Source organism: Acetobacteraceae bacterium (genome assembly GCA_004843165.1).
GTDB lineage: Bacteria > Pseudomonadota > Alphaproteobacteria > Acetobacterales > Acetobacteraceae.
Genome location: CP039459.1, coordinates 454,287 through 471,388 on the forward strand (window position 1 = coordinate 454,287; position 17,102 = coordinate 471,388).

Genomic DNA, 17,102 nt, shown 5'->3' on the forward strand with positions numbered 1-17,102 from the left:
CTAAAGAAAATCATGCTCCTAACCCATCCGCCTGCATCAAATGCTTGCCTTGGCGGAAAGGTTTTACAGCTACGGCAAGACCTGTCTTGTCATCGGTTTCAAACATCACACCACAAACGCAGGCTTCTTGAGAAGCAGGGGCTAATTTTCCGCCAGCGAAAGGATGGCGTGTTCTAAGGATTGCACCTTCTTTTTCCATTCCGATAATACTGTCATAATCACCACACATGCCGGCATCTGTTTGATAGGCTGTGCCCTTTGGTAAAATCCGTGTATCGGCTGTCGGAATATGGGTATGGGTGCCGACAACAAAAGAGACTTGTCCATCAAAAGCATTTGCCAAAGAAAGTTTCTCGCTTGTCGCTTCGCCGTGAACATCTAAAATAATTGCATCAACAGCCCTGCGAAGTGGAAAGCGGTTTAAAATATCTTCAACCGCTTTAAAGGGGTCATCCGCAATCGGATTCATAAAAATTCGGCAGGCAAGATTCACGACCAAAACTTTTTTACCATTTGGTAGCGGCTTAACGCAGAAACCATTACCCGGTGTGCTTTTCGGATAATTTACAGGCCGCACAAGAAAAGGGAAATCATTGATGGCAGGAATAAGTTCTTTACGGTCAAAAGCATGATTGCCCAAAGTAAGGCTATCAATCCCGGCTTCAAAAAGCTCTTTGGCAATCATAGGGCCAAGACCAAAGCCATGGCTGGCATTTTCGGCATTTGCAACAATCATATCTAAACGATATGCTTTACGCCATTTTGCAACATTATGGATGATAGCTTCTCGCCCTGACCTACCGACAATATCACCTAAAAAAAGAATTCTCACTATCCTGCTTTCCCTTAATTTTCTCTCACAAAGGATCTCGAAACGGAAATGTGACAATCCCCTTTTCTGTACAAAGCACATCCAGCCTTTGATCGTGTTTTTTAATCTCTAAAGTTTCCTTATACTGCACCGAAAGCGCATAACCTAGCCGAAAAATTTTTGGATATTTCGCTAAAAAACGGTCATAAAAACCACCGCCATACCCTATCCGATACCCTTTGGAATCATAACCCAAAAGTGGCACGACAACACCCTCTAAAGACAAGGAGGAATCAACCGTTTCATCGGGATAAAACGTTCCAAAATCCCCTTTTTTCATCAATATTTCGGGAGTCCATTTTCGGAAAAGAATTTTTTTCTCTGCCTTAAAGGTTTCCGGTAAAAAGATTTTAAACTGTTTCTGGTAAAGAAAATGACATAAAGGGCGTAAATCTATTTCATGCGCTAGTGGCCAGACCAATCCCCACGATTTCAAATGTGATTTGAGGACAAAATTTGCCAGATTCACGCTTATTTTTGATTCATTTTCGGGAGAAAGGGCTATTTTTCGCTTTGCTTTGAGAGCCTGACGCACTGGCATCCTATTTACGGCCTCCCTGCCATAAGCGGAGCCGCCATGGCCGTCTTCAAATCAGCTCTCCCGGACCTGCTTTAACAGGTGGGTGACCGGATAATGCGACCACGATCGCAACAGTGCTGGCCCCCTTCGGAGTGCTTATCGGCCCAGAGGTTGATGTGCGAATAACGTACCGGGCAGCTCCTGTGAGAATAATAAGCCTTTTCATGTCACAGCTCAAGCAATTTAAAAACGAAATTAAGCTGCTTTCTGAAGATTCTCTTTGACTTCCGCCAAGGTTTTTTCAGCTCGATCTGCTAAAAATCTAATTTGATTTTCAGCTCGTGCAAGCGCCTCTTTCAGAGAGGCGATTTCTTTTTTATCATTTTCTGCCTGCTTACCTCTCTCCAGAACTTCCTGAGCGACTTTGTCAGCCTCGTCTTTTTCTTTAAGCGCCTTGGTTTCAATTTCACTTAAAAGAAGAAGAGAGGTCAAGAATAATGCATGCGCCTCGCTATCGGGGCGCAATGTTCTGGCAACTTTAGAAGTCCGCTCTTCCAATGTCGTTCCCAAACGGCAAATCTTTGTTTCGTCCTCTTCTTTGCACCAAACGGAATAAGGAGATCCGTTAATCAGCAACTCGACCTTTTTTGCCATTAATGTACATCCCTTACTTTATCCAGATGTACATTGTCATTTCCAACAGGCAATTTGACAATTTCAGCCTCTTGAACGACCGTGTCCTTTACGGGATTCACTTCTTCTAAAAGTGCTTCGGCAACACTGAGAACGGCATCATAATCTTTCTTAATAAGATCTATACCTGTCTGATGCTCTGATTTTAGATGCGCGATCGTTTGCTCTTTTTCCGCAATATTTTGAGCATATTCTGTCTTAAGGGCAGACATTTCATCAGAATGTGCTTGACGCAATTCAGAAAAAGCAGCCTGATGCTTTGCCTGAAGTTCCTCTTGCTCCATCTGAGCCATTAAAAGAATCTCTTCATTCTCCTCAAGCTTTTTTTCGTAACCTTTTTTGAGGGTTTCTGTCTCTGATGCATGTGCCTCACGCAGCGTGTTTAATTCTGCTTTATGGCTTTCCTGCTGATTTTTTTGCTGGAGGCGTAAATTTTTAATCTGCTCACAAAGTGCAGATAATCCTTCTAAAACCTTTTCTAAACGTTTTGAATCCGCCTGAAATACTTGCTTCTCTAACACAGTCTAATCCCTTCCAAAACCAAATTTCTATACATTTTTGAACTGTTTAATCCGCCTTTTTTATAAGGCGTCAAAGTCACAATTCAATCAATATCTTCTCTTCATCGTCATCATCAACATTGTCATTTTTAGCCTCGACAATAACCTCTTTTTCCACCGGTTCGCTTTCATCAACGGATTTCAAAAGCTCCTCCGCCATTACAAGAACCGCATCATAATCTTTTTTAATCACATCCAGAGAAGCAGCATGCGTCTGACGCTGTTTTTCATTTTCTTTTTTTAGCTCTTCTGCCGTGCGACTCAGGTTCAATAAAGAATCCAAAGCCTTTTCAAGCCGCTGTATTTCTGTTTGAAGCGTTTGCTCTTCTCTCACGCCTAAATCCCCTTCGCACCCAAGATTTTTCCTGCTCGCCGTATTTTAACGCAATTTTTCCTTAAAGCCTAATCCTGCCCTATCATAAAAATCAGACAAAGCAAGATTTATCCAACGACAAGATCTTTTATTTTTAAAGGCACAGCAATTCCTTGCCTAAACAGCGTACAATGCCTCTAACTAAGGCCCTTCTCCTTTCAGAATTTTTTCCAAAATTTCATCTGAAAGATTAAGCCCGTAAAATGTCTGATAAAAAAAGTGCATCTTCTTTTTTATTCCCTGACTTTCAAGCCCCCTCCCACTTATAATCGCACTTGCCCATAGCGCCTGCAAAGGCAGCTCCGGGCCGGAGCGATCCCATAGGAATAATCCGGCAGGATTGCGGTAAAGATGATTTTCCTTAAAGGCCTTTAACAGAAAAGCGCCCGTCGGAACCTTTCCCTTTTCCCATTTACCTGCATTGGCTTGCAAAATGATAATGTCAGGATTCCAAGCATAAATCTGTTCCCACGTAATTTCTTTCTTATTACCGCTAAAAGTAAAAATATTTTGCCCGCCTGCCATCCGTATCCATTCATCAATAATCGTATTCTTGCCATCAGCTTTTAAAGGTTCCAATGATGAAAGATGCAACACTTTGGGCGCATCAGGTTTTACTTTTATAAGATTTGGAAGTGAGCCGTTCGGCTGACAGATAGCGCCTTCTAAATTCGTTGGGATTTCTCTTAAATTCTCGATTAAAAAATCTTTATAAATTCTAGCTTTTTCAAGTGCCAAAGCTGTATTTTCCAACTGAGCGCTCTTCTGGATACAGGCCAATAATCCAGCATAATCTGTAAAGTCCAAAACTTCGACATGAAGACCAGCATTTTTTAGAATCCCTGCCTTATCTTTTCTTTCCGCCGGAAGAATAACCAAACGAGGATGAAGGGAAATGATGCGTTCTGGAGCCATCCCCCCGACCGGCACAATTTTAATTGCATAAAGAAAAGGAAAAAGCGGATACAGCCAAGGCGTTCTTGTTGAATCAACCGCCGCAGCCGTCACGTGCGTTCCCATCATGACATTTATAGGTAAATGGGAAAACCATTCATCAATCAACCCGTCGCCTTGCGGCAAAACAAGAGAATCTTTTTCTTGGGCAAAGGCCGAGACTGTAAAAAACGCCAACATCCATAAAAAGAAAAGAAAAGATAAAAAACGTGTGAAATTCATAAAAAATAAGTATGCTAATTTTTAAAATTAAGCATACTTATCTATGACTTCTAAAGAACTGTAAAGCGCTGAATCTTTAACGGATTATTCCCAAATCACGTCTTTTATTTTAGGCGCGCCTGTTGCGAGCATCACGAGACGGTCAAAACCAAGGGCAATTCCGGAACAATCAGGCAAATCTTTTAACCCCTCTAAAAAATCCTCATCCATTTCCCATTTTTGATCGGGATAAAGTTTTTCACGCCTTTCACGATCGGTTTCAAAACGCTTGCGCTGTTCTACAATATCGGAAAGTTCCTCAAATGCATTCGCAAGCTCCAAGCCGCCGGCATAAAGCTCAAAGCGAAGCGCTTCTCTCGGATCTTCTGGATTTAATTTTGCCAAGGCCGCCTGTGGCGCTGGCCAATGCGTCAGAAAAGTCGGCTTCTTCCGGCCAAGATGCGGTTCAATCTTTTCAAGTAAAATTCGAAAAAAAAGGTCTTCCCATTCCTCCTCTTCCCGCAAAACATAGCCGGCCTGCTGGGCTAAAGCCTTTGCATCACCGATCGTGCCCAACACATCTGCGCCGGCATATTTTTCAAAAGCCTCGGACATTTTTAAAATTTCAAAATCGCCGTAAATGTCAATTTTTTCACCTTGGCGTAAAACTTCTGGCGGTAAAAGCGATTGTATAAATTCCTGGGTTTCCCGCATTAAATCCTGCAAAGAGGCATCCGGGCGGTACCATTCCAGCATTGTAAATTCAGGATGATGATGATCGCTCCCCTCCCCATTGCGCCAAACACGTGCAAATTGATAAACAGGATTTTTCGTTGCGGCGACAAAACGTTTCATGGCAAATTCAGGGCTGGTATGTAAAAAACGCTTAACCTGACCGCCTTGAGGATGTTCCAGCATTGTCGAAAAGACGCGCAAATGGACCTCTTCTCCTGGGCTTTTAACAAGATACGGTGTTTCAAGCTCGATATAGCCCCGTGCTTCAAAAAAGGCTCTTCCCCCTTGTAACATCAAAGATCTGCGTTTTAATAAAGCCTGTTTCATTTTGCCATTCCCATTTAAGCTTTTACTCTCTTGACCGACTCTTCTTCTAAAACAACTTTACGCCATTTTTCCCAACTTATTGCGGAAAAGCTCCTTCCCGATGTGCAGCCAGCGCCCCAATGGCATGAAACCCTTTCTAAGAAATATGCCATCGCTGTTCCCAAAACTTTTGCCGAAATCATTGAGCATTCAGATGATCCCATCGCTAGACAGGTTTTACCAGATGAAAGGGAATTGCACACCCAATCTTATGAGGTTGAAGATCCGACCGCAGATGAGGCTTTCTCCCCCATTGCCGGTATTATCCACCGCTATCCACACCGAATCCTTTTAAAACCGCTCTTAATTTGTCCACTTTATTGCCGTTTTTGTTTCCGGCGGGAATTTGTCGGACAAACCGGCAAAGCCCATCAAAGCGGCCTTTTATCACAGGAACATTTAGAAGCCGCTTTAGACTGGATTGAAAACCATTCTGAAATCAATGAGGTGATTTTAAGCGGGGGCGATCCGCTTTTACTTTCCCCCCGGCGTTTGCGTTTCATTTTACAGCGCTTGGAAAAAATTCCGCATGTAAAGACCCTGCGTATCCATAGCCGGGTACCCGTTGCCGCCCCCGAATTAATTACGGCTGAACTTTTAAAGGCTTTGGAAACAGAAAAGCCGCTTTGGATCGCTATTCACGCCAATCATGCCAAGGAGTTTTCCCCCAAGGCCCGAAAAGCCATTAGGGATTTACGCAAACAAGGCGTTCTCCTGCTTTCGCAATCTGTCCTTTTAAAAGACGTGAATGATAATGTTGAGGCACTCGCCGATCTTTTTGAGGGTTTTTTAGAAATGGGCGTCAAACCTTATTACCTGCATCACCTTGATCCAGCACCTGGCACAGCACATTTCCGGGTTGAAATTTCGGATGGTTTAGCGCTTTTACGGCAGTTGCGGGGACGTTTAAGTGGACTGGCGTTCCCAGCTTATACGGCGGAAAGACCACAGGGCGGCGGAAAAATTCCGCTTGGCCCTGCTTATGAACTGAAAGAGCTTAAAAAATAAAAGAAAATACGCTACATATCTTGCATGAATTCTCGAACAAGACTTGCATCTCCTATAGGTGCAAGATTAAGAGATAAAATGTATAACTATAATTTCTGTCACTTTAAATTTTTCTGAAAAGACGATTACATTCCAATGAAACAACAGGCTAACCTCATTCGTGCCGGCCAAGTCCTTGAACATAACGGACGCCGCTGGACTGTTCTAAAGCAGCAAATCCTAACCCCAGGTAAAGGTGGTGCCTTTATTCAGGTCGAAATGAGAGATCTAGAATCAGGCAACAAAACCAATGAGCGCTGGCGGACGGCGGATACGGTTGAACGCCTTCCAACCGAAGATCGTGATTATGTCTATTCTTACATGGACGGCGACAATATCGTTCTGATGGATCCGGAAACTTTTGAACAGACAATGCTCCATAAAGACATTTTAGGCGAACAGATTGCCTTCCTTCAGGATAATATGGAACTTGGCGTTCGTTTCGTGGATGGTGATGCCGTTGCCGTTACCCTTCCGCCGCATGTCACCGTTGAAATCGCCGAGGCAGATCCTGTCGTCAATGGCCAGACCGCAAGCTCCTCTTATAAGCCTGCCCTTCTTGCTAACGGAGTCAAAACCTTGGTGCCGCCTTTTATTAAATCAGGTGAAAGCATCGTTGTCCGCACCGAAGACGGCTCCTATGTCGAGCGTGCAAAATAATTTAATTTTTTAACTTCTTCTTTTCTTTGCGTGTATTCCTCCCCTTTACGGAGGAATACATGTTTTTAAATCTAAATAAGGTTATCAATATGCGTTTATCCCCTCATATGGCTGTCATGCACAATGCTGCGACAAAAGCAGGTCGCTCGCTATTGCGGGATTTTTCAGATATTGAGCATCTTCAGGTTAATGCCAAGGCTCCTGGTGACTTTGTTTCACAAGCCGATTTAAAAGCAGAAAAAATCCTTAAAGAAGAGCTAGAAAAAGCCCGTCCAGGCTATGCTTTTCTTATGGAAGAAAGCGGAGAAAGCGGTTCTGAAAATTGGACATGGCGCTGGATTGTTGATCCTTTGGATGGCACCTCAAACTTTTTGCACGGTATTCCTCAATGGGCTGTCTCCATTGGTCTCCAACGCCGTCATGAAGATGGCAGCGTCGAGATAATAGCTGGGGTTGTTTACAATCCCGTTGCCCAAGAAATGTACTGGGCGGAAAAAGGCTTAGGCGCTTTCTTAAATGATCGCCGTATCCGTGTTTCTGGCAGAGCTCGCCTTTCAGATGCCTTAATTGCTACAGGGATTCCCTTTGCAGCCTCTTCCAAAACGGTTCAGCGTCCTTTCCTCAATGTTTTAGCAACTTTAATGCCACGGGTTGCCGGCATTCGCCGTTTTGGTGCGGCTGCCCTTGATCTGGCGGGGGTTGCTTGTGGACGTTTTGACGGATTCTGGGAATATGGTTTAAAACCGTGGGACTGTGCGGCAGGAATTATCATTATCCGAGAGGCTGGTGGACACATCACTGACCCACAGGGTAAACAACTAGACGGTAACCTTAAAGGAAGCCTAAATGTTGTCTCCGGTAACCAACATCTTTTTGCACGTTTACAAAAACTTGTTGATCGTGCGATTACAATTTCTGAGCCACAATCAAAATAATTGATTGAAAGGCGGTTTTATAACCGCCTTAATTGAAGTGAAACATGCGCCCTAATGAGGATTCTTACCTTTTGACTTGTCAGGAAAATAGCAAATTAAAAAAAGAATTTCCTTTGCTTTCCCGCATGTTTCACCCAAAAACACTGCCCTTTTTACTGATGCCGATATTCTGTTTTCCCTCGGCCTCATGGGCGCAAATGACAACCAATTTAGACGCTCTTCCCGGCGGTGCGGCAGAGGCATCGCCAAGCCCTCGCCAAGCCCCACCTTCGGAAGCCGCTCCTGGTGGTTTTTCTAACAACTACAATGCCAATAGCGGTGGTGAAAGCAGTGGAATCGTTTCTTCACAACAGGCACAACAAGCAGCAGATAATTTAGGTATTTCCTCAAATTACGCAGGAGCAGCCTTTCCAAAGAGGCAAGAGAACCCGCCCTCCGGTGAAAATTCTCCTCCCCTTGCACCTGCCCGGACGACACCGCCGGCCACTGCGGCACACCCTCCTTATGAAAAGGGAATTGTGTCTGTCAACAGAGCTGGCACAACAATTGTCCCCCGTATCCCTGCCAGCCCGCCACCTTTAATTTTAGCGCCGCCATTTCCAATTGTGCATCTGCATCCGCCTGTAGACCCCGATCCTGTTATTGCTGTCAAAGGCGCTATTTCAGACACGAGACCCTTAGCCAATTCTCTGGAGGGAATCCGTATCGAATTTGCGCCTCTCAAAGAGGAAATGGATCAAGAAACCATTGATGCAATCTCACGCTTCGGATCGCATATGGCGCATAATCCAAATATCCGCTTAACCTTAGAAGGGTTTGCGGGCTCACAAGATGATGACCCTTCCCTTCCACGGCGGTTGGCTTTACAGCGGCTCTTAGAAATTCGCTCGCTTTTAATGCGTGCGGGGGTTGCTTCAACCCGGATTTATCCAAAAACGATCGGGACGCCCCGACCGAATACGCATGAAACCAATGGTCCTGCGGATCGTGTTGACATTTATCCAGAGGAAAATCCTAACGAGCTTATTCCTGAAGATGATACACTCTCACGTGCCCAGAAAAACTATTCTTCGAAATCATAAATCAGCCTTTTAAGCTGACAAAACCAACAGATTGTCCTAATTAAAATCTATGACCAATACGCCCCTTTCTCTTATTCGTAACTTTTCCATTATTGCCCATATCGACCACGGGAAATCGACCCTCGCCGATCGCTTGATTGAGGCCTGCGGTGCTTTGACCGCTAGAGAGATGAAAGGGCAAGTGCTCGACTCGATGGATCTTGAACAAGAGCGCGGCATTACGATCAAAGCGCAAACCGTTCGCCTGACCTATCCCGCCAAAGATGGCAAAACCTATATTCTTAATCTCATGGACACCCCAGGCCATGTTGATTTTGCCTATGAGGTCAGCCGTTCTTTAGCCGCTTGCGAAGGGTCCCTCTTAGTCGTTGATGCCTCTCAAGGGGTCGAAGCGCAAACAATGGCCAATGTCTATCAGGCGATTGATGCGGATCACGAGATCATTCCCGTTCTAAACAAAGTTGACTTACCCGCAGCAGATGTTCCTAAAACAAAAGAACAAATTGAAGACATGGTTGGTATTGATGCCGATAACGCTGTTGAAGTAAGCGCTAAAACCGGTCTGAATATTGGGGCTGTTCTCGAAGCTTTGGTTCACCGTTTACCGCCGCCAACAGGAGATGAGAATGCACCCCTGAAAGCCTTGCTGGTAGATAGCTGGTATGATTCCTATCTTGGCGTGATTACGCTTATCCGTATTAAAGAAGGCACAATCCATAAAGGCGATACAATCCGTATGATGGAAACAGGAGCCACCTATCGTGTGGATCAATTAGGGGTTTTCCAACCGAAAATCACCCCTGTTGATACGCTAGGCCCTGGGGAAATTGGCTTTATTAATGCGGCGATCAAAACAGTGGCTGATTGTAATGTCGGGGATACAATTACACTGGATAAAAATCCTGCCAAAGAAATGCTACCGGGATTTAAACCTTCTGTGCCCGTTGTCTGGTGTGGTCTTTTCCCAGTGGATGCGGATGATTTTGAACATTTGCGTGATTCTCTTGGGAAGCTCCGTCTGAATGATGCCTCTTTCCATTTTGAAGCGGAAACTTCCGCCGCTCTAGGTTTGGGTTTTCGCTGTGGCTTCTTAGGATTGTTGCATCTTGAAATTATTCAAGAACGCCTCTCCCGTGAGTTTGATCTAAATCTTATCGCTACGGCCCCTTCAGTCATCTATCATGTCTATAAAACAGATGGAGAGGTTGAACATGTCCATAATCCTGCGGACATGCCAGATCCTGTCCGGATTGAAATGATTGAAGAACCTTGGATTAAAGCCAATATTCTTGTTCCAGATGAGTATCTTGGTGCCGTCTTAAAACTTTGCAGTGAGCGTCGTGGCATTCAGATGGATCTCACCTATGTGGGAACACGGGCTTTGGCTGTTTACCGCCTGCCATTGAACGAAGTGGTGTTTGATTTTTACGATAAGTTAAAATCACTCACACGTGGTTATGCTTCTTTTGACTATCAAATGGATGGGTATGAAGAGGGAGATTTGGTCAAAATTTCCATCCTTGTAAATCAAGAACCTGTTGATGCCCTTTCCTTTATCGCCCATCGGAGCGCCTCGGATATGCGTGGTCGTGCCATTTGCGCCAAATTAAAAGAGCTTATTCCACGTCAGCTCTTTAAAATCGCTATTCAAGCGGCTATCGGCTCACGTATCATTGCCCGTGAAACGGTCGGGGCCCTTTCAAAAGATGTTACCGCAAAATGTTATGGCGGTGACGTTTCGAGAAAGCGTAAATTGCTCGAAAAACAAAAAGAGGGTAAAAAACGCATGCGCCAATTTGGTAAAGTCGAAATTCCTCAGACGGCCTTTTTAGCGGCGCTTAAAATCGACTAAGGATATTTATGTCAGCGCAGTCTTCTGAAAATTTATCTTCTTCAAAGGCTGTGCTGCTTTGTCTTGGGAAATATCATCGGCTTGAAGCCCTCGAATATTGGCTGGCGCATCATTTAGCCTTTGGCATGACAATCTTCATTTCTTTTTTAGAAGAGCTAGAGGATATGAAGACATGCCAAGATCTTTTAAAAATTCTTTCCAAAAGATTTCCAATTGAGATTTTAGATGTAGAATTAGATGCGGAAAAAACGGAAGAACTTTTTTATCAAATAGCAAAAGAAAAAGATTTTTCCTTTGCCCTACGCCTCGCATTGGATGAGTTTTTTCTTCCTGACTTGCTTGAAACTAAGGCGCAGATTTCAGAGCATTATGGCCTGCCAGCGCTTAAAATCCCTTACCGGCATTGTGGGCTTTCTGGTCATAATCCGCATGACATTTTAAAACTTGGCCTTAATCCCCGTCTTTATTACACAAAAATGACAGACGGCACGTTTATTCCTGATACGGAAGGACGTTTTCTCTGTGCGCTCGAGAAAAATCTCGAAACTTTTCCGGTAAATTTACAGCATGCCGGTATCTTACATGATGCCGCAGGCAGTTCTTTGTCCGAGGCAGCAAGAAAATTTTTCGATCAGGGAACGCTTAAAATCCCATCCCACCCCACCCCCTTTAAAGTCGAAGAAATTATCGCCACCATGTGGCAGGATATTCTTTCGCATTATCTCATCACAGAGAAAAAATTTCCGCTCTGGCTTTGCTTTCCCCCTGCGACACTTTCATGGCATTTCCTCGAAATTTCCCAAGACAAATTTTTAGGCATTCATCATCAGACACAGGAACTCTGTGCCATACCCAATATCGAAGGCACCCATTATTCCCGCCTCCTCCTCGCAAAAAAAGAAGTTAATTCCCAAAAAACCGAAGGCTGGCTCTGTCTTTTTGATCCTGCTCCCTTTTCTTTTCTTCCTTTCAAAGAAATCAATAGCAGAACACCTGCCTTGCCTGTTGAAATCGAAACCGATCAACAAACATGTCACCTTAAAAACGCTTTTACCCAGACAAAAATTACCTTTCAGAATCAAACGGATTTCGTCCTGAAAAAAATAGCAAAACGTGACCTGCCTTATCCGCTGGCGGCTTTAGATCAGTTAATTTTTAGAGGAAAAGAACTCCCTGTTCAAAAGCACCTGCTTGACGGTTTTCCAGCCCCGCCCGTAACAGCTTTATGGGCGCTAATGACACGCCCGGAGTTTTTTGACTCAAATGAGTCTCTTTCTTTATTTTCTCTGTTAAAAGCTTTGCTAAGCAATGAAAAATCTTTTCCCCTGCCCGCCAAATAAGAGAGCTGATATTTTAAAATGAATTGGTTTACCCAAACGCTTAATAACTATTTCGAAATTAACGAACGGGGCTCGACCATTTCTCGGGAAATCATGGCAGGTATTATGATTTTCGCAGCAATGGCCTATATTATGGCGGTCAATCCAACAATCATGGCAAGTGCAGGATTGCCAAAAGAAGCCATGATTATTACAACCATTGCCGGCACCGTTGTTGGCACTTTACTCATGGCGCTTTGGGCACGTCTTCCGATTGTGCTTGCGCCGGCAATGAGCAGCAATGTTGTCTTTGCCAATGTCATCGTGCAAGGCAGCCATGTCACGCCCTATGTTGCCTTTTCCGTTGTCATTATCAGTGGACTACTCTTTACTTTAGCTTCGCTAACCTCTTTAAGACGTAAAATTGTTGAGAATTTTCCTGCGCCGATTATTCTTGGCATCCAATTAGCCATCGGTGCCTTTATTGCGCGCCTTGGCCTTATTATTGCAGGGATCGTTACCTCCAGCGACCATGGGATGAGTTTTGGAAAACTCTCTCAACCGACCGTCATTCTGGAGCTCATCGCCATGGGCATTGCGATTATTTGCATGTTGAAAAAACGAGCTTCCGGCCTGTTGCTCCTTATTGCTGCCATCACGATTTCCGGCCTTTTTATCCCGGGTATAGATGGCCAGCCTTTTACCCATTTTTCAGGAAAAATTTGGGCACTTCCTCACTATCCAACCGAATTTATTGCCCCCTTTGATTTTAAAGGTTATTTCGATGCGCTTGGGCTCATGATTCCTGTCACGCTTTACTTGCTTCTCAATGATTTTTTTGATGCTTCGGGGACATTGATCAGCGTGGCGAGCCGAGCAGGACTTTGCGGCACTAAAAAACATCCAACGCTGGATTCCAAGGCCTATATTTGCGATGGTGCTGCCAGCGTCGTCGGCGCAGTCCTTGGCACCTCTACTGTTTCTGCCTATGTCGAAAGCGCTACCGGTGTCGAGGCCGGCGGACGAACAGGCTTAACGGCGGCAACGACAGCCTTCTTGTTCCTAATTTCTGTGCTTTTTTGGCCTTTACTTATTTGCATTCCAGCCCTCGCAACGGCCCCTTTGCTGGTAATGGTTGGCATTGCCATGATGGGGTCTGCCCAAAATTTGCCAAAAGATATAGCAGATGCTTCTGTGCCGCTTTTAATGATTTTATTGGCCGCTGTGACAGGGGATTTTATGATGACCCTCACATGCGGTATGATTCTCTATACAACGATACAGCTCTTTTTTAAGCGTTATCATAAAATTACCCCAACCTTGTTGGGACTTGATCTGGTCTTTATTCTTTATCTCGTTCTGCATAATTTTCTTTAAAAGGCTGAAATTGCTTTGACAGAAAAATCTCCCCTCGACCTGCGCCATTTATCCTGCCCGCTTCCCTTTGTGCATCTTCATCGTGCGATGCGTAAATTATCGCCCCAAGAAAATTTAGAGACGATTGTTGCCACAGGCACAACCTCTGATGATATGATAGGATGGGCTGAAAAAATGGGGTATTGTGCCGTACTTTTAGAAAAAAACACGCAAGAATCTCATTTTATTTTAAAGCAAAAATCTTAAAACATGGCTTTAGAACGTAAAATTACCCTATAAAGACTATGTCTTAAAACCAGTTTTTACTTTATATCTTTTTAGGGCATTGCCCCTTCTTGTGATTTTTTTCTCTTTGAAAAGAGTAATCCTTCTATGACGGAGAACGTTTCTGTAATGACCGATGTCGCTTCCTTCTCTTTTGAAGAGGCTCTCAAAGAACTCGAAATTATCGTAGCAAAATTAGAAAACGGGCAGATGAAACTCCAAGATGCCGTTGATGCTTATGAACGTGGTTCCGCCCTGAGAAAACATTGTGAAAAACAACTTGAAGCTGCGGAGAGCCGACTAACCGTCATGACGGAAAATGACCGTAAAATGGAAAAAAATACAAAAGCCGACCCAGATACGGCTCTGGAAATATAGGGGGATATTTTTAAATGACATCTGCGACAGATCTTCTCAAAACAGCCATTGAAACAGAGGCAAATGCGGTTGAAGAAACCCTTCAACACCTCATTCCTCTTTTAAAGAATAGTGGCAAGCTCACAGAGGCAATGCGCTATGCCGTTTTAGGCGCAGGCAAACGCCTACGTGCCTTTTTAGCTGTCACAGGAAGCCGTCTCTTAGGCCAATCTGTTGAAACAGCTTTAAGAGTGGGTGCCGCCATTGAATGTGTTCATGCTTATTCTCTCATTCATGATGATCTCCCTTGCATGGATGATGATGATTTACGCCGTGGCAAACCCTCCACCCATATTCAATATGGCGATGCGCTTGCGCTTCTGGCCGGAGATTCTCTTCAAACCAGTGCTTTTGAAATTCTGCTCGAAAAGGCAACCTCTCCCTCTGCCGAAATTCGCAGTGAACTTGCACTAGGTCTCAGCCGTGCCTCCGGTGTCAATGGGATGGCCGGCGGACAGGTTTTAGATATTGAAGGTGAAAAAAAATCTCTCAATATTGACCAAATCCGTCAAATCCATGCAATGAAAACAGGTGCATTGATCCGTTTCTCTGCTGAGGCAGGTGCCATCATCGCCGGACTTTCCCAAGACAATCCCAAGCGCCAAGCACTATTTGCATATGGCAAACATCTTGGGACGGCCTTTCAGATTGCGGATGATATTCTCGATGCCACGGGAACGGCCGAAGAAATTGGCAAGACAGCCGGCAAAGATGCCGCTTCTGGAAAATCCACCTATATTTCTTGCCTAGGACTTGACGGCGCACGGGAAGAAGCGCGCCGTGTTATGCATGAAGCCATTAAGGCCCTTGAGGTTTTTGAAGATTCGAAAGAAGTTCACCTCCTTTCAGCCTTTGCGCATTATGTTATTGAGCGTCAAAACTAATCGGATACTGTATAAAGACATGAATAAATCTTCTTCCATTCCCACTTGGGGACGTTTCCCTCAGCTTGATAAGATAACAGATCCGAGTCTTCTTCGAGCACTTTCTCCGGCAGAACTTCAAGAAGTTGCCGATGAATTACGGGCGGAAACAATTGATGCGGTTTCCTCCACGGGGGGGCATCTCGGTGCCTCTCTAGGAGTTGTCGAGCTGACCGTTGCCCTTCATGCTGTTTTTAATACACCTGAAGATCGTGTCGTCTGGGATGTTGGTCATCAAACCTATCCGCATAAAATCCTCACAGGCAGAAGAGAGCGTATCCGTACGCTTCGCCAGCCGGGTGGCCTTTCCGGCTTTACCCGCCGTTCCGAAAGCGAATATGATCCTTTTGGCGCTGCGCACTCCTCTACCTCAATTTCTGCAGCGCTTGGCATGGCTGTCGCCCATAGAATTATTGCCAAAAATGATCCCAAAGCCCAACCAGATTATAGCAAACGCCATACGGTTGCCGTTATCGGTGATGGCTCTATCTCTGCCGGTATGGCGTATGAGGCGCTCAATAATGCCGGTGCTCTCGAAGATGATGCCAGCCAGCTCATTGTTATTTTAAATGACAATGAAATGTCGATTGCGCCCCCTGTTGGTGCCATGTCGAACTATTTAACGCAGCTAATTTCCTCCCGCCCTTATTTTAGCCTCAGAGACCTTGGAAGTCGTATCGCCAAACGTCTCCCCGGCCCATTGGAACGTACAGCCAAAAAAGCCGAAGAATATGCCAGGGGCTTTATTTCTGGCGGCACTTTGTTCGAAGAGCTCGGTTTTTATTATGTCGGCCCTGTCAATGGACATGATATGGGATCTCTTGTCGGGATCTTAAAAAATCTCCGGGACAGCAAAAAACGTGGGCCTATCCTTTTGCATATCGTGACGGAAAAAGGCCGCGGCTACAAACCTGCTGAAGAGGCAGGCGATAAATATCATGCTGTTGGCAAATTTGATGTCAAAACAGGTATTATTCAAAAAACAAAACAGACCGTTCCGACCTACACCAATATTTTTACCCAAGAGCTTCTCAATCTTGGACAAGAAGATAAAAAAGTTGTTGCCATTACGGCCGCAATGCCTTCTGGAACCGGTCTGACTGAATTTGCCAAAAAATTCCCGGAACGTTTTTTTGATGTCGGCATTGCCGAACAGCATGCTGTAACCTTTTCAGCAGGTCTAGCTACCGAGGGCTTAAAACCTTTCTGCTGCATTTATTCCACTTTCCTCCAGCGGGCCTTTGATCAGGTTATGCATGATGTGGCCTTACAGTCCCTTCCTGTGCGCTTTATGGTAGACCGTGCCGGCCTTGTCGGAGCCGATGGCGCAACCCATGCGGGTTCTTTTGATCTTAATTATCTTTGCTGCCTGCCAAATATGATTGTGATGGCACCTTCTGATGATGCCGAGCTGTTCAACATGACAAAAACAGCTTGGAGCATCAATGACAAGCCAAGTGCCGTACGCTATCCTCGTGGCAATGCCCGTGGGGTTGCCCTACCAGACTCATCCGAAATTCTTGAAATCGGTAAAGGCCGCATTGTTTCCGGTGAAGATGAACAAGGCGGCGTTGCTATTTTAAGTCTCGGTTCAAGACTTTACGAAGCGGAAGCCGCTGCAGACTTACTACGCCAAGAAAATATTGCCGTCACGCTTGCAGATGCACGCTTTGCTAAACCTGTCGATAAAGAGCTGATTGAAACTTTAGCCAAAAATCATAAAGTTTTCATTACGCTTGAAGAAGGCGCCGCAGGCGGTTTTGCCATGCAGGTTGTCGTCCATCTCAGTGAAACATCTCTTTTAGACAAGATTGCCTTTAGACCGATCCACTTTCCCGATCGTTTCATCGATCACAATAACCCTGAAACGCAATATCAGGAGGCAGGTCTCTCTGCGGCGAATATCGTAAAAACGGCCAAGCAAGCCCTAAATGCAAAGAGCACAGGCTGACA

The 17,102-nt window shown here is 44.8% G+C and carries 18 protein-coding genes and 1 other RNA gene; 11 read left to right on the forward strand and 8 right to left on the reverse strand.

Features of this window, described 5'->3' with window-relative positions:
* Positions 1 to 10: 10 nt before the first annotated feature.
* From FAI41_02165 to genX, 8 genes are all read right to left on the reverse strand, one after another.
* Positions 11 to 832, reverse strand: a complete 822-nt coding sequence (locus FAI41_02165; protein ID QCE32475.1) for a TIGR00282 family metallophosphoesterase — start codon at positions 830 to 832, stop codon at positions 11 to 13.
* A gap of 25 nt (positions 833 to 857) precedes the next feature.
* Positions 858 to 1,412, reverse strand: coding sequence for a 5-formyltetrahydrofolate cyclo-ligase (locus FAI41_02170; GenBank protein ID QCE32476.1), 555 nt, complete (start codon positions 1,410 to 1,412; stop codon positions 858 to 860).
* Between the two features lie 24 nt (positions 1,413 to 1,436).
* Positions 1,437 to 1,595: non-coding RNA, 6S RNA (ssrS, locus tag FAI41_02175), on the reverse strand.
* 51 nt (positions 1,596 to 1,646) lie between these two features.
* Positions 1,647 to 2,045 (reverse strand): cell division protein ZapA, encoded by a 399-nt coding sequence (gene zapA / locus FAI41_02180; GenBank protein QCE32477.1) that lies wholly within the window; start codon positions 2,043 to 2,045, stop codon positions 1,647 to 1,649.
* Positions 2,045 to 2,605: a hypothetical protein gene (locus FAI41_02185; GenBank protein QCE32478.1), complete on the reverse strand. Its 561-nt coding sequence runs from the start codon at positions 2,603 to 2,605 to the stop codon at positions 2,045 to 2,047. Before FAI41_02185 ends, zapA begins: the two co-directional genes overlap by 1 nt.
* Positions 2,606 to 2,681: 76 nt before the next feature.
* Entirely contained in the window at positions 2,682 to 2,978 is a 297-nt protein-coding gene (locus FAI41_02190; protein ID QCE32479.1) for a hypothetical protein, read from the reverse strand.
* A 180-nt stretch (positions 2,979 to 3,158) separates the two neighbouring features.
* Positions 3,159 to 4,193 (reverse strand): hypothetical protein, encoded by a 1,035-nt coding sequence (locus FAI41_02195; protein QCE32480.1) that lies wholly within the window; start codon positions 4,191 to 4,193, stop codon positions 3,159 to 3,161.
* Positions 4,194 to 4,277: 84 nt separating this feature from the next.
* Positions 4,278 to 5,234 (reverse strand): EF-P lysine aminoacylase GenX, encoded by a 957-nt coding sequence (genX, locus tag FAI41_02200; protein ID QCE32481.1) that lies wholly within the window; start codon positions 5,232 to 5,234, stop codon positions 4,278 to 4,280.
* Positions 5,235 to 5,264: 30 nt separating this feature from the next.
* Here genX and FAI41_02205 point away from each other — a divergent pair, with 30 nt between their 5' ends.
* The 11 genes from FAI41_02205 to FAI41_02255 all read left to right on the forward strand — a co-directional run bounded on the left by FAI41_02205 (position 5,265) and on the right by FAI41_02255 (position 17,100).
* On the forward strand, positions 5,265 to 6,281 hold the full coding sequence (locus tag FAI41_02205) for a lysine-2,3-aminomutase-like protein (protein ID QCE32482.1): 1,017 nt from the start codon (positions 5,265 to 5,267) through the stop codon (positions 6,279 to 6,281).
* Between the two features lie 135 nt (positions 6,282 to 6,416).
* Positions 6,417 to 6,980: an elongation factor P gene (gene efp, locus FAI41_02210; protein QCE32483.1), complete on the forward strand. Its 564-nt coding sequence runs from the start codon at positions 6,417 to 6,419 to the stop codon at positions 6,978 to 6,980.
* An 89-nt stretch (positions 6,981 to 7,069) separates the two neighbouring features.
* A complete protein-coding gene (locus tag FAI41_02215) occupies positions 7,070 to 7,915 on the forward strand; it encodes an inositol monophosphatase (protein ID QCE33766.1) in 846 nt (281 codons plus the stop codon).
* 71 nt (positions 7,916 to 7,986) lie between these two features.
* The gene (locus FAI41_02220) at positions 7,987 to 8,997 is read left to right on the forward strand and encodes a hypothetical protein (protein QCE32484.1); all 1,011 of its coding nucleotides are present in this window, start codon (positions 7,987 to 7,989) and stop codon (positions 8,995 to 8,997) included.
* Between the two features lie 49 nt (positions 8,998 to 9,046).
* A complete protein-coding gene (gene lepA, locus FAI41_02225; GenBank protein ID QCE32485.1) occupies positions 9,047 to 10,849 on the forward strand; it encodes an elongation factor 4 in 1,803 nt (600 codons plus the stop codon).
* A gap of 8 nt (positions 10,850 to 10,857) precedes the next feature.
* Positions 10,858 to 12,189, forward strand: coding sequence for a hypothetical protein (locus FAI41_02230; GenBank protein ID QCE32486.1), 1,332 nt, complete (start codon positions 10,858 to 10,860; stop codon positions 12,187 to 12,189).
* Positions 12,190 to 12,207: 18 nt separating this feature from the next.
* A complete protein-coding gene (locus FAI41_02235) occupies positions 12,208 to 13,545 on the forward strand; it encodes an NCS2 family permease (GenBank protein QCE32487.1) in 1,338 nt (445 codons plus the stop codon).
* Positions 13,546 to 13,554: 9 nt separating this feature from the next.
* Positions 13,555 to 13,791, forward strand: coding sequence for a sulfurtransferase TusA family protein (locus tag FAI41_02240; GenBank protein ID QCE32488.1), 237 nt, complete (start codon positions 13,555 to 13,557; stop codon positions 13,789 to 13,791).
* 126 nt (positions 13,792 to 13,917) lie between these two features.
* Entirely contained in the window at positions 13,918 to 14,187 is a 270-nt protein-coding gene (locus FAI41_02245; GenBank protein ID QCE32489.1) for an exodeoxyribonuclease VII small subunit, read from the forward strand.
* A 14-nt stretch (positions 14,188 to 14,201) separates the two neighbouring features.
* Positions 14,202 to 15,110: a polyprenyl synthetase family protein gene (locus FAI41_02250; GenBank protein QCE32490.1), complete on the forward strand. Its 909-nt coding sequence runs from the start codon at positions 14,202 to 14,204 to the stop codon at positions 15,108 to 15,110.
* A 19-nt stretch (positions 15,111 to 15,129) separates the two neighbouring features.
* Positions 15,130 to 17,100: a 1-deoxy-D-xylulose-5-phosphate synthase gene (locus tag FAI41_02255; GenBank protein QCE32491.1), complete on the forward strand. Its 1,971-nt coding sequence runs from the start codon at positions 15,130 to 15,132 to the stop codon at positions 17,098 to 17,100.
* The last annotated feature ends 2 nt before the right edge of the window (positions 17,101 to 17,102 follow it).

Coding starts and splice junctions, on each gene's coding strand:
- FAI41_02245 (QCE32489.1), top strand. CDS start 13,918: ATGACGGAGAACGTTTCTGTAATGACCGATGTCGCTTCCTTCTCTTTT.
- zapA (QCE32477.1), bottom strand. CDS start 2,045: ATGGCAAAAAAGGTCGAGTTGCTGATTAACGGATCTCCTTATTCCGTT.
- efp (QCE32483.1), top strand. CDS start 6,417: ATGAAACAACAGGCTAACCTCATTCGTGCCGGCCAAGTCCTTGAACAT.
- genX (QCE32481.1), bottom strand. CDS start 5,234: ATGAAACAGGCTTTATTAAAACGCAGATCTTTGATGTTACAAGGGGGA.
- FAI41_02235 (QCE32487.1), top strand. CDS start 12,208: ATGAATTGGTTTACCCAAACGCTTAATAACTATTTCGAAATTAACGAA.
- FAI41_02250 (QCE32490.1), top strand. CDS start 14,202: ATGACATCTGCGACAGATCTTCTCAAAACAGCCATTGAAACAGAGGCA.
- FAI41_02215 (QCE33766.1), top strand. CDS start 7,070: ATGCGTTTATCCCCTCATATGGCTGTCATGCACAATGCTGCGACAAAA.
- FAI41_02255 (QCE32491.1), top strand. CDS start 15,130: ATGAATAAATCTTCTTCCATTCCCACTTGGGGACGTTTCCCTCAGCTT.
- FAI41_02170 (QCE32476.1), bottom strand. CDS start 1,412: ATGCCAGTGCGTCAGGCTCTCAAAGCAAAGCGAAAAATAGCCCTTTCT.
- lepA (QCE32485.1), top strand. CDS start 9,047: ATGACCAATACGCCCCTTTCTCTTATTCGTAACTTTTCCATTATTGCC.
- FAI41_02195 (QCE32480.1), bottom strand. CDS start 4,193: ATGAATTTCACACGTTTTTTATCTTTTCTTTTCTTTTTATGGATGTTG.
- FAI41_02230 (QCE32486.1), top strand. CDS start 10,858: ATGTCAGCGCAGTCTTCTGAAAATTTATCTTCTTCAAAGGCTGTGCTG.